Genomic DNA, 12,707 nt, shown 5'->3' with positions numbered 1-12,707 from the left:
GTACGCAACAGTGACCCGGGTCACAGGCTGGTGGATAGTCGCCGGAGTCCACCGGGACGTGGACATCCATCAGCGCGAGGAGGACCCCGTGGCCGCACGCCGGGACCGTACCCACTATCTGTATCTGGCCGTGATCGCCGCCGTCCTGCTCGGCATCGCGGTCGGCTTCCTGGCGCCCGGTGTCGCCGTCGAGCTCAAGCCGCTGGGCACCGGCTTCGTCAATCTGATCAAGATGATGATCTCGCCGATCATCTTCTGCACGATCGTGCTGGGCGTCGGTTCGGTCCGGAAGGCGGCGAAGGTCGGCGCCGTCGGCGGGCTCGCCCTCGGCTACTTCATGGTGATGTCCACGGTCGCCCTCGCGATCGGTCTGCTCGTCGGCAACCTCCTGGAGCCCGGCTCCGGTCTCCACCTCACCAAGGAACTGGCCGAGGCGGGCGCCAAGCAGGCCCAGGGGGCGAGCGAGTCCACCCCGGACTTCCTGCTCGGGATCATCCCCACCACGATGGTGTCCGCCTTCACCGAGGGCGAGGTCCTCCAGACCCTGCTCGTCGCGCTGCTCGCGGGCTTCGCGCTCCAGGCGATGGGGGCGGCGGGCGAGCCGGTCCTGCGCGGGATCGGGCACATCCAGCGGCTGGTCTTCCGCATCCTCGGCATGATCATGTGGGCCGCGCCGGTCGGCGCGTTCGGCGCGATCGCCGCGGTCGTCGGCGCGACCGGGATCGACGCCCTGAAGTCCCTCGCCGTCATCATGATCGGCTTCTATCTGACCTGTGCGATCTTCGTCTTCGTGGTGCTGGGCGCGCTGCTGCGGCTGGTCGCCGGGATCAACATCTGGACCCTCCTGAAGTACCTGGGCCGCGAGTTCCTGCTGATCCTCTCCACCTCCTCGTCCGAGTCGGCGCTGCCCCGGCTCATCGCGAAGATGGAGCACCTGGGCGTCTCCAAGCCGGTCGTCGGCATCACGGTGCCGACCGGCTACTCGTTCAACCTGGACGGCACCGCGATCTATCTGACGATGGCCTCGCTCTTCGTCGCCGAGGCGATGGGCGACCCCCTCTCCTTCGGCGAGCAGGTCTCCCTCCTGGTCTTCATGATCATCGCCTCGAAGGGGGCGGCGGGCGTCACCGGCGCCGGTCTCGCCACCCTCGCGGGCGGCCTCCAGTCGCACCGGCCCGAACTGGTCGACGGGGTGGGCCTGATCGTGGGCATCGACCGCTTCATGAGCGAGGCGCGCGCCCTCACCAACTTCGCGGGCAACGCCGTGGCGACGGTGCTGGTCGGCACCTGGACGAAGGAGATCGACAAGGCGCGGGTCTCCGAGGTGCTCGCCGGGCGCGCCCCGTTCGACGAGAAGACCCTCGTCGACGACCACGGCCCGTCCCCGGTCCCGGACCAGCGCGCCGAGGAGGGCGAGGAGAAGGCCCGCGCGGGCGTCTGACACGGGACACCGGCTCGGTGTGACGGTCGGTGAGGGGCGGCTCCAGGAAAGGAGCCGCCCCTCACCGCGTACGGCTTCCGGAGCGGCCTGACCGCGTACGGCCCCGGCGGTCTCACCCCGTACGTACGGCCTCCCGGGCGGCGCCCGACCCCCGTGCGGGCGCCTCACGGGCCGTCCAGGGCCGTCACCTCCTCCCGGGTCAGCGCGAGGTCCGCCGCCGCGGCGGAGTCGCGGGCCGATTCCGGGCGGCTCGCGCCGGGGATCGGCAGGACCGTCCCCGGGCGGGTCAGCAGCCAGGCGAGGGCCACCCGCTGCGGGCTGGTCCCGCGCTCCCGGGCCACCCGGTGGAAGGCGCCGCAGCGGGGGTCCTCCTCCCGCGCGGACGTCCCGTCGAGGGAGCTGCGGGAGATGCCGCCCAGCGGGCTCCACGGCAGGTACGCGAGGCCGAGTTCCGCGCAGAGCCGCAGCTCGGCGCCGCCGGTGCGGACCTCGGGGGAGTAGCGGTTCTGCACGGAGACCAGCCGGTCGCCGAGGATCTCGCGGGCGAGCAGGATCTGCGCGGTGTCCACGTTCGAGACGCCCGCGAGCCGGACCGTGCCCGCGTCGAGGAGTTCCCTGAGCGCGCCGAGCGATTCGGCGTACGGGACGGCCGGGTCGGGCCTGTGCAACTGGTAGAGGCCGAGGGGGGTGCGGCCGAGCCGCCGGGCCGAGCCCTCGGCGGCCCGGCGCAGGTGCTCCGGGCGTCCGTCGACGGTCCAGCCGCCGTCGGGGCTACGGCCCCGGCCGCCCTTGGTGGCGACGAGGACGTCGTCGGTCCGGCCGCCGTACGAGGCGAGGGCGCGGGCCACGAGCAGTTCGCCCTCGCCGGGCGCGCCGCCCGGCGGGTGGTAGGAGTCGGCCGTGTCGAGCAGGGTCACCCCGGCGTCGAGGGCGGCGTGCACGGTGGCCAGGGCCCGTGCCACGCCGGGCCCGCCCTCGATGGAGAGCGGCATGGTGCCGAGCCCGACGGCCCCGACCCGGACGTCCCCCAGCAGGCGGTAGCGCATCAGCCGGCCTGTGCGCCGAGGGTCTCGGCGACGGCCCCCGCGAGCCAGTCGGAGGAGTGGGAGAAGGAGTAACCGAGCGCGGTGGCACGGGAGTTGTCCATGCTGTACGCGCGGTCGAAGGAGAACGGCGAGACCTCGCCGACCTCCACCGGGTGGAAGACGGTCCGGCCGCCGACCTGCTTCTCTATCTCCGCGCAGAGGTCGGCGGTGGTGAGCGGGCCGTGGGAGCGGGCGTTGACCGGGCCGGTGAAGTCGCCGGTGACGGTCCAGGCGAGGAAGTCGGCGATCTCCTCGACGTACACGTAGGTCGCCGGGTGGTTGACCGCCGGGACGGTGATCGGCTCGCCCGCCCGGACCCGTCGCACGTAGTGGTCGAGGCGGCCGGTGAAGTCGTCGTCGCCGCCGAGGACGTGGGCCACCCGTACCGAGGTCCAGGCGAAGGGCGGGTCGGCCGCGAAGACCGCCTCGGCCTGCCGCTTGCCTTCCCCGTAGTGGGCGTCCCGGAACTCCTGGTCGTACCAGGGCAGTTCGCTGTCCACGGTGACGGCGGACAGGTCGAGGGCGTCCTCGGGGACCGGGTCGGCGGAGTCCTCGTACTCGTACACCATCACCGTGGAGGTCATGACGTAACGCCGGGTGCGGGCCGCGAAGACCCGTCGGGCGATCTCCGCCTGGCGCGGGGTGTAGCAGACCTGGTCCACGACGACGTCGAAGGAGCGGCCCGCGAGCGCGGTCTCCAGCGCCTTCTCGTCGTCGCGGTCGGCGATGAGGTGTTCGACTTCTCCGGGGGTGCCCGAGGAGCCCCGGTTGAGCACGGTGATCCGGTGTCCGGAGCCCCGCAGCAGGGCGATGAGCCGCTTTCCGAAATAGCGGTTCCCGCCGATGACCAGAATGTCCATGAATACCAACTCCCTTGTCTCGCAGGACAAGTGTTACGTTGATTCTCCGCCGTCTGAAGGGGGAAAAATGGGAGTCCAGGCCGCCGTACCGAAGGAACCACGGCCTTCGCGTCTTCTCGCCGACGAAACCTCGGCGGCCTCCTTCGACGCCGTCGACCGGCAGATCCTGGACGTCCTCCAGAGCGACGGCCGGATCAAACTGAGCGAGCTGGGGCGGCGGGTCCGGCTCAGCCCCGCCGCCGTCACCGAGCGCGTCCGGCGCCTCGAAGCGAGCGGCGCGGTCACCGGCTACGGCGCCCATGTCTCCCCGTCCCGGCTCGGCTACGGCATCCAGGCCTTCATCCGGGTCGATCCGCACGGCGGCTACACCCTGAGGCACCCGAGGACCCTGGAGCTGACCGCGCGGCCCGAGGTCCTGGAGGTGCACCACGTGGTGGGCGAGGACTGCTGGATCATCAAGGTCGCCGTCACCGACACCGTCCATCTGGAGGACGTGCTGGAGCAGACCTCGGCCCTCGGCCGGACGACCACCTCGATCGTCCTGTCCTCCCCGGTGGTCCGCAAGCCGCTCCTCCCGCCACCCGCGCGGAACTGACCACCCGCGCGGAACTGACCACCCGTACGGGACCGGCTGCCGTACGGGACCGGTCCCGGGCCGGACCGGCCTCCCCGGCGGCGGTCTTGCGTCCCGGGTCGGCGGTCCCGGGCCGACGCGGGCTTGCCCTGACGTCGACGTCAAGGCATACCGTCGGGGACATGCGCATCGGAGAGCTGGCCGAACGGGCCGGGACGACCACGCGGACCCTGCGGTACTACGAGTCCCGGGGGCTCCTGACCGCCCGGCGTACGGAGCGGGGCCACCGCACCTACGACGAGGCCGACCTGCGGCTGCTGCGGGAGATCAGGACCCTGCGGGCCTTCGGGTTCGACCTGGAGGAGACCCGGCCGTTCGTGGACTGCCTGCGCGCGGGCCATCCGGCGGGCGACTCCTGCCCGGCGTCGATCGCCGTCTACCGGCGCAAGATCGCCGAGCTGGACGGACTGGTCGAACGGCTCCTCGCGGTGCGCGCGGAGGTGGGCGCCCAACTGCTGCGGGCCGAGGCGGAACTGCCGCACGGCCCGGAGCCCCGGTGCGAACTGGTGACGGCGGAGGGCCCCCGGCGGGCCCCGGCGACGGAGGGAGAACGGCGATGACGACGTACGCGGAGGGCGTGGCCGAGGTCACGGACACGGACTTCCGGGCGGAGGTCCTGGAGTCCGCGCGGCCGGTCCTGGTGAAGTTCACCGCCGGGTGGTGCGGCCCGTGCCGACAGCTGAAGCCGGTGCTGGGCGCGATCGCGGCGGAGGAGGCGGACCGGCTGCGGATCGTGGAGATCGACGTGGACCGCAACCCGGAGACCACCCTGCGGTACGGGGTGCTCGCCACCCCGACGATGCTGCTGTTCCGGGCGGGCGAGCCGGTGAAGTCCCTCGTGGGAGCCCGGCCGAAGCGCCGCCTCCTGGAAGAACTGGCGGACGTGCTCGGCTGACCCGGCCGGAGCGCCCGGCGGGCGTCCTCCCCGGGCGGCGCGTTCCCCGGCGGTGCGCGTGCTTTTTCGCGGGACATACGGAAATACCCCGACCGGAATGGCGGTCGGGGTATTTCTTCGCGTATATTAATGGATTCCGTGTCCGGACATGCCGAAAACGCGGAGAAGTTCAATAAACGTACTGTATCGCGCCGGGAGTCGAATTGTCAACCGAGGAATTTCGGAAAGAGCAGCAATTCATCACCGATCTCTACGCACGGCTCGACGTCCTGCGGGACGTGGCCGGGGCCGCCGTCGCCCGCGCCCTGCGCACCCCCGGGTCCGGGAGCAGCCAGGGCCGACTGGAACGGGACGTGCTCGTCGCCGAGCAGTCCGGGCTCCTCGCCGCGTTCGACGCGGGCGAGAGCGGGCTCTGCTTCGGCCGTCTCGTCTTCCGGGACGGCCGCGACCACCACATCGGCCGCCTCGGCATCCGCGAGGACGATCCCGAGCGCACCCCGCTCGTGGTCGACTGGCGCGCCGAGGCCGCCCGCCCCTTCTACCTCGCCACCGGGTACGAACCGATGGGCCTGTCCCGCCGCCGCCACATCGGCACCCGGGGCCGTACCGTCACCACCCTCCACGACGAGGTCCTCGACCTCGCCGACGCCACCCGCACCGGGCACGAGAGCCGGGACGCCGACGAGGTGCTGCTCGCCTCCCTCGACGCGGCCCGCACCGGACGGATGCACGACATCGTGCAGACCATCCAGGCCGAACAGGACGCCATCATCCGCTCCCCGCACCGGGGCGTCCTCGTCGTCGAGGGCGGCCCCGGCACCGGCAAGACCGCCGTGGCGCTGCACCGGGCCGCGTACCTCCTCTACGCCCACCGGGAGCAGCTCGCCCGCCGGGCCGTCCTCATCGTCGGACCCAACCCCGCCTTCCTCGGCTACATCGGCAACGTGCTGCCCTCCCTCGGCGAGACCGGCGTCCTCCTCGCCACCCCCGCCGAACTCTTCCCCGGCGTCCGCGCCACCGGCACCGACACCCCCCGCGCCGCCGCCGTGAAGGGCTCCGCCGCCATGGCCGGGGCGCTCGCCCGAGCCGTGCGCGACCGCCAGCGGGTCCCCGGGCGCGGGGCGCCCCTCGTCGTCCCGCACGAGGACGGCGACCTCGTCATCGACTGGGACACGGCCCTGGAGGCCCGCCACAAGGCCCGCGAGACGGCCCTCCCGCACAACCTGGCCCGCCCCTACTTCGTCTTCCGCGTCCTGGACGCGCTCGCCGCGCAGCTCGCCGACCGCATCGGCGCCGACCCCTACGGCGGCCCCAACTTCCTCGGCCCCGACGACATCGCGCTGCTCGCCAAGGGCATCGCCGCCAACCCCGACGTCCACAGGGCGATCGAGGAGCTGTGGCCCGCGCTCACCCCGGAGGAGTTCCTCACCGGCTACCTGGCCGACCCCACCCATCTGCCCGGGGCGGACGCCGGGGCGATCTGGCGCGACGGCGGCCCCTGGACCCCCGCCGACGTGCCGCTGCTCGACGAGGCGGCCGAACTCCTCGGCGAGGACGACTCGCCCGCCCGCGCCGCAGAGGAGGCCGAACGGCAGAAGCGGATCCAGTACGCGCAGGGCGTCCTCGACGTCTCCTACGCCTCCCGGACCTATGAGTTCGAGGACAAGGAGGAACAGGACAAGGACGCCTCAGAGGTGCTCTCCGCGCACGACGTCATCGACGCCGAGCGGTTCGCGGAGCGGCACGAGGAGACCGACCACCGCACCGCCGCCGAACGCGCCGCCGCCGACCGGACCTGGGCCTTCGGGCACATCATCGTCGACGAGGCCCAGGAACTCTCCGCGATGGCCTGGCGCCTGCTGATGCGCCGCAGCCCCAGCCGCTCCATGACGCTGGTCGGCGACCCCGCCCAGACCGGCGACCCGGCGGGCGTCGGGAGCTGGCAGGACATCCTCGCCCCCCATGTGGAGGACCGCTGGGAACTGGTGCGCCTCGGGGTCAACTACCGCACCCCCGCCGAGATCATGGCGGTCGCCGCGGAGGCGCGGCGGGCCGCCGACCCCGGCTTCGAGCCGCCCCGCTCGGTACGGTCGACCGGCGTCGAGCCCTGGGACCGCACGGTCGCCGACCCGGTCGCGGAGACCGCCGCCGCGGTGGCGGCCGAGCGGCCCGGCGAGGGCAGGATCGCGGTCGTCGCCCCGCCGGAGCTGCTCCCCGCGCTGGCCGCCGCGGTGCCGGACGCGGCGCACGGTCCGGCCCCCGACCTCACCCGGCCGGTCGTCCTGCTCGACCCCCGGCAGGCGAAGGGCCTGGAGTTCGACACGGTCCTGGTGGTGGACCCGGAGGGGATCGTCGCGGGCGCCGCGCACGGCGTCAACGACCTGTACGTGGCGCTGACCCGGGCGACCCAGCGCCTCGGGGTCATCCGTCCCGCAGCGCACAGCTGAACAGCGGCTCCCCGTCCTGATGGCCGGTGACCCGGACCGTCCCCGGTGTCCTGCCGGGCTCCGCCCCGAGCAGACAGGGGCCGCCCCGGAACTCGGCGTACCGGTGGAAGACGATCCGCAGCGCGGCGGGCAGGAAGGGGCGGGGCCAGACGGTGGCGGCGGCGGCCTGCCGGGCGGCTTCGAGGACGAGCATCCCCGGTATGTGGTCGTTGGGCCGCTGGAAGAGGGTGGGGTGGCCGGTGTCGACGACGAGCCGCCACGTCCCGTCCCGGCCCCGGGGGGCGAGGAGCACGTCCTCCGTCCTGGTCCGGCCGGTGCGGCCGGCCGGTGCCCGGCGGCTCTCCGGGCCGGGGCGCGCCACGCCGGGTTCGACGTGCCCGCCGCGCAGTCTGCGGTAGGCGGCGGGCCCGGCGAACCGGGCGTGGGCGGTGCCGGTCGCCAGCAGCCGGTCGGTGCGCCGTACGGTCCACTCCGCCCGCATCACGGCCAGTTCGCCGCCGCGCCGGAGGAGTTCGGCGAACCTGATCTCCATGTCGGCGGCCCCGCCGGTGACGGCGAGGCCCGCCGGGTCGCAGGTGAGGGACAGTTCGCTGAGCAGGATGCGGCGGGACAGCGGCATCCCGTGGGCGGCGTGCAGCAGGGCCATGGTGGCCTGCCGCAGGGTCTCGGCGACGAGCAGCGGGTCGTGGCACCGACGGCCGCCCCGGTCCAGCGGGGCGAAGAACGGGTGGTCGTCGGGCCAGACGGCCCGGACCGCGAAGCGCGCCTCCCCGGCGAGCGGGCGCCACTCGACGGGGAAGGTGTCCTCGTGGCGCACCCGGTGGCAGAGCTGCGGCGACAGGGGCCGCTCCACGGTCTTCCGCATGGTGTGTCCCCGCTCATCTGGATCCCTCGAAAAGATCCGATGAGTGAAGATAGTCGAACAGGACCCTGGATGTCCGAACGAATGAACGATCAACTGATCGAACATCAACTACCCTGCGTCCGGCCTCGATTGCTCACGCGGGGCCGAGCCGGAGTCAGGGCCGCGGACGGGGTCGCGGACGGGACCTCAGGCGGGGCCGGAGACAGGGCCGGAGACGGCCCCCGTCCGGCCCGGCCCCCGCCCGCCCGGCGCCGGAGCCGCTCGCCCCGGCCCCGGGCCCCGTGCTCCTCAGGCCGGTCGCAGCCACACCGTCGCGAGCGGCGGCAGCGTCGTCCGGACGCTGGTGCTCCACCCGTGGTGCGGCACGGACTCCGCCTTCAGCGGGTCCCGTCCCACCACGTCGCTCCCGCCGTACCGGGCGTCGTCCGTGTTCAGCACCTCCGACCAGGCGACCACGGACTCCGGCACCCCGAGCCGGTACTCGTGCCGCACCACCGGCGAGAAGTTCGACACCGCGAGCAGCGGCAGACCGGAGCCGTCGAAGCGCAGGAACGCGAACACGTTGTCCTCCGCCGCGTCCCCCACCACCCACCGGAAACCCTCCGGGACGGTGTCCCGCTCCCAGAGCGCCGGGGTCGCCGCGTACACCGTGTTCAGGTCCCGGACCAGGTCCCGCACCCCCCGGTGGTCGGGCTCCGCCCCGTACGCCGGATCGAGCAGCCACCAGTCGGGGCCGTGGTCCGCCGACCACTCCGCGCCCTGCGCGAACTCCTGCCCCATGTACAGCAGTTGCTTGCCGGGATGGGCCCACATGAAGCCCAGATAGGCGCGGAGGTCGGCGCGCTGCTGCCACCAGTCGCCCGGCATCTTCGACACCAGGGACCGCTTGCCGTGCACCACCTCGTCGTGCGAGATCGGCAGGATGTAGTTCTCGCTGTACGCGTACACCATCGAGAAGGTCATCTCGTGGTGGTGGTACTTCCGGTGCACCGGCTCCTTCCGCACGTACTCCAGCGAGTCGTGCATCCACCCCATGTTCCACTTCATGCCGAAGCCCAGACCGCCGAAGCCGCCGGGACCCACCTGGTCCGTCGCCCGGGTCACCCCGTCCCAGGCGGTGGACTCCTCCGCGAACGTCACGATCCCCGGGCAGCGCCGGTACACGGTCGCGTTCATCTCCTGGAGGAACGCCACCGCGTCCGGGTTCTCCCGCCCGCCGTGCTCGTTGGGCAGCCACTCGCCGTACTCCCGCGAGTAGTCCAGGTAGAGCATCGACGCCACCGCGTCCACCCGCAGCCCGTCGATGTGGAACTCCTGGCACCAGTACACCGCGTTGGCCACCAGGAAGTTCCGCACCTCCTTGCGGCCGTAGTCGAACTCCAGCGTCCCCCAGTCCGGATGGTGCGAGCGGCGCGGGTCCGGGTGCTCGTACAGCGGACGCCCGTCGAACTCCGCGAGGGCCCAGTCGTCCTTCGGGAAGTGCGCCGGGACCCAGTCCATCAGGACCCCGACGCCCGCCCGGTGCAGCGCGTCCACCAGGAACCTGAAGTCGTCCGGGGTGCCCATGCGGGCCGTCGGCGCGTAGAACCCGGTGACCTGGTAGCCCCACGAACCGCCGAACGGATGCTCGGTCACCGGCATCAGCTCCACATGGGTGAAGCCCAGGTCCCGCACGTACGCGGGCAGTTGCTCCGCGAGCTGCCGGTAGTCCAGCCCCGGCCGCCAGGACGGCAGGTGCACCTCGTACACCGACAGCGGCGCCTCGTGGTGCGGGCGCGCCCCGCGCCGCGCCATCCACTCCGCGTCCTCCCAGACGTAGTGGGACGCGGTCACGACCGACGCCGTGGCCGGGGGGCATTCGGTGCGGCGGGCCATCGGGTCCGCCCGTACCGTGTGCGTCCCGTCCGGCCGGGTGATGTCGTACTTGTAGAGCGCGCCCTCGCCGACCCCCGGCACGAACAGCTCCCACACCCCCGTCGAGCCCAGCGAGCGCATCGGCAGGGCCGTGCCGTCCCAGTGCGTGAAGTCACCGGTGACGCGCACCCCCCGCGCGTTCGGCGCCCACACCGCGAACCGGGTCCCGGCCACCCCGCCGTGGGTCATGACCCGGGAGCCCAGCGCTGTCCACAGCTCCTCGTGCCGCCCCTCCCCGATCAGATGCAGGTCGAGCTCGCCCAGCGAGGGCAGGAAGCGGTACGGGTCGTCCGCGACCAGCTCCTCCGGCCCGTCGTACCGCACCCGCAGCTCGTACGCGGGCACCTTGCGCAGCAGCGGCAGCACCCCCGAGAAGAGCCCGTCGCCCTCGTCCGCGAGCGGGACCCGCCTGCCCTTGGTGAGGACGGTCACCTCCTTCGCCCACGGGCGGAGCACCCGGACCACCACCCCGCCCCGGATCCGGTGGGCGCCCAGCACGCCGTGCGGGTCGTGGTGCTCACCCGCGAGCAGCCGCGCCCGGTCGCCCGGGTCGAGCGGCGGCGCGGGCCGGGGCGCCGGGGGAGCGGCGGGGGACGTGGTGCTGCGGGCCGTCTTGCCTGCGGGGCGGGCGGTCACCGGGATGCCTCCTGGGATACGGGGGGGAGATGTGACGGGTGTGATGGAAGAAGAGGAGAGAGACGCGTGAGGGGGGTGGGTCAGGGGATGTGTGAGGTGCCGGAGATACGAGAGATTCAGGTGGTACGTGCAGAGCCGGAGAGCTGAGCGGTTCAGGCGATACCGGCGGGGCCGGAGAGGTGAGCGGTTCAGGCGGTACCGGCAGGGCCGGAGACACGAGAGATCCAGGCGGTACGGGCAGGGCCGGAGAGCTGAGTGGGGCGGGGGATGCCCAGAGGGTTCGGGGTACGGACCGGCAACGGTGCCCGGTGCGGGCGGGACACTCCGCCGAACGGGGGCGGGCGGGGTTCCCGCAGGCCGGAGCGGTCCGGCGGCCCCGAACGCTGGTCCGAACGGGGCGGCCCGCCGGGCCGGTGCCGCGCCGGACGGGGCGCGGCGGTCGGTGCCGGATCCGCGCACGTCACCGGGTGGCCGCGAGGCGTTCGATCGCGGACATCGGGACCGGGAGCCAGTCCGGGCGGTGCCGGGCCTCGTACACCACCTCGTACACCGCCTTGTCCGTCTCGTAGGCGCGCAGCAGCGCGGGGTCGGCGCGCGGGTCGACGCCCGCCGTCTGCGCGTAGCCGGTGCAGAAGGCCGCCCGGCAGCGGGTCGCCCAGTCCGCCCGCCAGGGCCGGTGGGTGCGGGCCGCGTAGTCGAAGGAGCGGAGCATCCCGGCGACGTCGCGGACGGCGGGCTGCGGGCTGCGCCGCTCGTCCAGCGGCTTCGCGGGCTCGCCCTCGAAGTCGATGACGGCCCAGCCGCCGTCGGAGCCCCGCAGGGTCTGGCCCAGGTGCAGGTCGCCGTGGACGCGCTGGAGCGTGCCGCCGCCGGTCGCGCCGCCCGCCGCCGCGAAGACCGCCCGCAGGGCCGGTACGTACGGCAGGAGCGCCGGGACCGCCTGCGCCGCCGTGTGCAGCCTGCGGGCCATCGCGGCGGCCAGCTGCTCCGTCTCGGCGCGCTGGAGCCGCCGGGTGGGCAGCGCGTCCGCGAGGGCGAGGTGCACCTCGGCGGTGGCCCGGCCCAGGGCCCGCGCCTCGGTGGTGAACGCCCGGCCGTCGGCGAGCGCGTCGAGGGCGAGCCGCCAGCCGTCGCGGGAGTCGCGCAGATAGGGCTGGAGGACGCCGAGGGTCGCGGCTCCGGTCTCGAACCAGGCGACCGGCGCCGGGACCCGGGCGCAGCCCGCCCCGGCGAGGGCGAGCGGGAGTTCCAGGTCGGGGTTGGCCCCCGGGCTGACCCGGCGGAAGATCTTCAGGATGTACGCGTCCCCGTACACCAGGGAGGAGTTGGACTGCTCGGCGTCGAGCATCCGGGGGGCGGGCGCGGGCGGCAGCGCGGTGGTGGCGTGGAACCGCAGGGGGCCGGTCCGGCCCGGGGTGCGCAGCCGCTCGTAGAGGAGTCCGGCGAGGCGCGGGTCGCGCAGCCCCTCGTAGACCGCGCGTCCGGCGAGCGGGCCCTGCCGGAGCCGTCCGATCAGGGCGGGGGCGAGCCGGGGCGGCAGTTGGGGCCGCACGCCCAGGAGGAGTTGGTAGCAGTCGGCGGGCGATCCGGCGGGGCGGCCCGGCTGTTCGACCCGGAGGAGCAGATGGAGGAGCCCGGGGCCCGAGCCGTCCAGGGGCAGCAGCTCGGTGGCCGCTTCCAGGCCGAATCCGGTGACCTGGCGGCCCTTGCCCGCGAACCAGCGCTGCCGGGGCAGCCATTCATGGAGCAGGGGGGTGAGGGAGGGGAGGAGGGCGTCCGGGGCCCGGGTGGTGGATGCGGTCTCCGGCATGGCATCGCGTCCTTTCCCCGGGGCGCGCAGATGACTGTCATATGGGTTCAAATGCGCAGATTGTCCCGGATGGCGGCTGGGGCTGTCCGGATGTGCGGGACGTGTCGGAAGGGGAAGATC

10 protein-coding genes are annotated in these 12,707 nt (G+C 73.5%); 5 read left to right on the top strand and 5 right to left on the bottom strand.

All coding sequences use genetic code 11. From position 1 onward, the window contains the following. The first annotated feature begins 88 nt into the window (after window positions 1-88). On the top strand, window positions 89-1,441 hold the full coding sequence (locus ACFXGN_RS10575; protein WP_384856827.1) for a cation:dicarboxylate symporter family transporter: 1,353 nt from the start codon (window positions 89-91) through the stop codon (window positions 1,439-1,441). 164 nt (window positions 1,442-1,605) lie between these two features. Here ACFXGN_RS10575 and ACFXGN_RS10570 read toward each other — a convergent pair whose 3' ends face one another. Then, window positions 1,606-2,487: an aldo/keto reductase gene (locus tag ACFXGN_RS10570; protein ID WP_384856207.1), complete on the bottom strand. Its 882-nt coding sequence runs from the start codon at window positions 2,485-2,487 to the stop codon at window positions 1,606-1,608. Beyond that, window positions 2,487-3,386, bottom strand: coding sequence for an NAD-dependent epimerase/dehydratase family protein (locus tag ACFXGN_RS10565; protein ID WP_384856205.1), 900 nt, complete (start codon window positions 3,384-3,386; stop codon window positions 2,487-2,489). The genes ACFXGN_RS10570 and ACFXGN_RS10565 overlap by 1 nt, the downstream gene beginning before the upstream one ends. A 67-nt stretch (window positions 3,387-3,453) precedes the next feature. Here ACFXGN_RS10565 and ACFXGN_RS10560 point away from each other — a divergent pair, with 67 nt between their 5' ends. From ACFXGN_RS10560 to ACFXGN_RS10545, 4 genes are all read left to right on the top strand, one after another. Further along, window positions 3,454-3,981 (top strand): Lrp/AsnC family transcriptional regulator, encoded by a 528-nt coding sequence (locus ACFXGN_RS10560; RefSeq protein WP_384856202.1) that lies wholly within the window; start codon window positions 3,454-3,456, stop codon window positions 3,979-3,981. A 161-nt stretch (window positions 3,982-4,142) separates the two neighbouring features. Beyond that, complete coding sequence (locus ACFXGN_RS10555; RefSeq protein WP_384856199.1) at window positions 4,143-4,580, top strand: MerR family transcriptional regulator; 438 nt, start codon at window positions 4,143-4,145, stop codon at window positions 4,578-4,580. Further along, window positions 4,577-4,915: a thioredoxin family protein gene (locus ACFXGN_RS10550; RefSeq protein ID WP_384856196.1), complete on the top strand. Its 339-nt coding sequence runs from the start codon at window positions 4,577-4,579 to the stop codon at window positions 4,913-4,915. Before ACFXGN_RS10555 ends, ACFXGN_RS10550 begins: the two co-directional genes overlap by 4 nt. A 203-nt stretch (window positions 4,916-5,118) precedes the next feature. Continuing rightward, window positions 5,119-7,362: a HelD family protein gene (locus ACFXGN_RS10545; RefSeq protein ID WP_384856194.1), complete on the top strand. Its 2,244-nt coding sequence runs from the start codon at window positions 5,119-5,121 to the stop codon at window positions 7,360-7,362. Here the strand turns inward: ACFXGN_RS10545 and ACFXGN_RS10540 are convergent. The 3 genes from ACFXGN_RS10540 to ACFXGN_RS10530 all read right to left on the bottom strand — a co-directional run bounded on the left by ACFXGN_RS10540 (window position 7,337) and on the right by ACFXGN_RS10530 (window position 12,587). Next, window positions 7,337-8,227, bottom strand: a complete 891-nt coding sequence (locus ACFXGN_RS10540; protein ID WP_384856192.1) for a ScbA/BarX family gamma-butyrolactone biosynthesis protein — start codon at window positions 8,225-8,227, stop codon at window positions 7,337-7,339. The two genes, ACFXGN_RS10545 and ACFXGN_RS10540, sit on opposite strands and share 26 nt — an antisense overlap. 288 nt (window positions 8,228-8,515) lie before the next feature. Beyond that, window positions 8,516-10,777, bottom strand: coding sequence for a 1,4-alpha-glucan branching enzyme (gene glgB, locus ACFXGN_RS10535; protein WP_384856188.1), 2,262 nt, complete (start codon window positions 10,775-10,777; stop codon window positions 8,516-8,518). A gap of 460 nt (window positions 10,778-11,237) precedes the next feature. Next, the gene (locus tag ACFXGN_RS10530) at window positions 11,238-12,587 is read right to left on the bottom strand and encodes a maltokinase (RefSeq protein WP_384856185.1); all 1,350 of its coding nucleotides are present in this window, start codon (window positions 12,585-12,587) and stop codon (window positions 11,238-11,240) included. Window positions 12,588-12,707 lie beyond the last annotated feature (120 nt).

Source organism: Streptomyces sp. NPDC059247 (assembly GCF_042754005.1).
Classification (GTDB): Bacteria; Actinomycetota; Actinomycetes; order Streptomycetales; family Streptomycetaceae; genus Streptomyces.
This window is presented reverse-complemented; position numbering and strand designations above follow the sequence as displayed.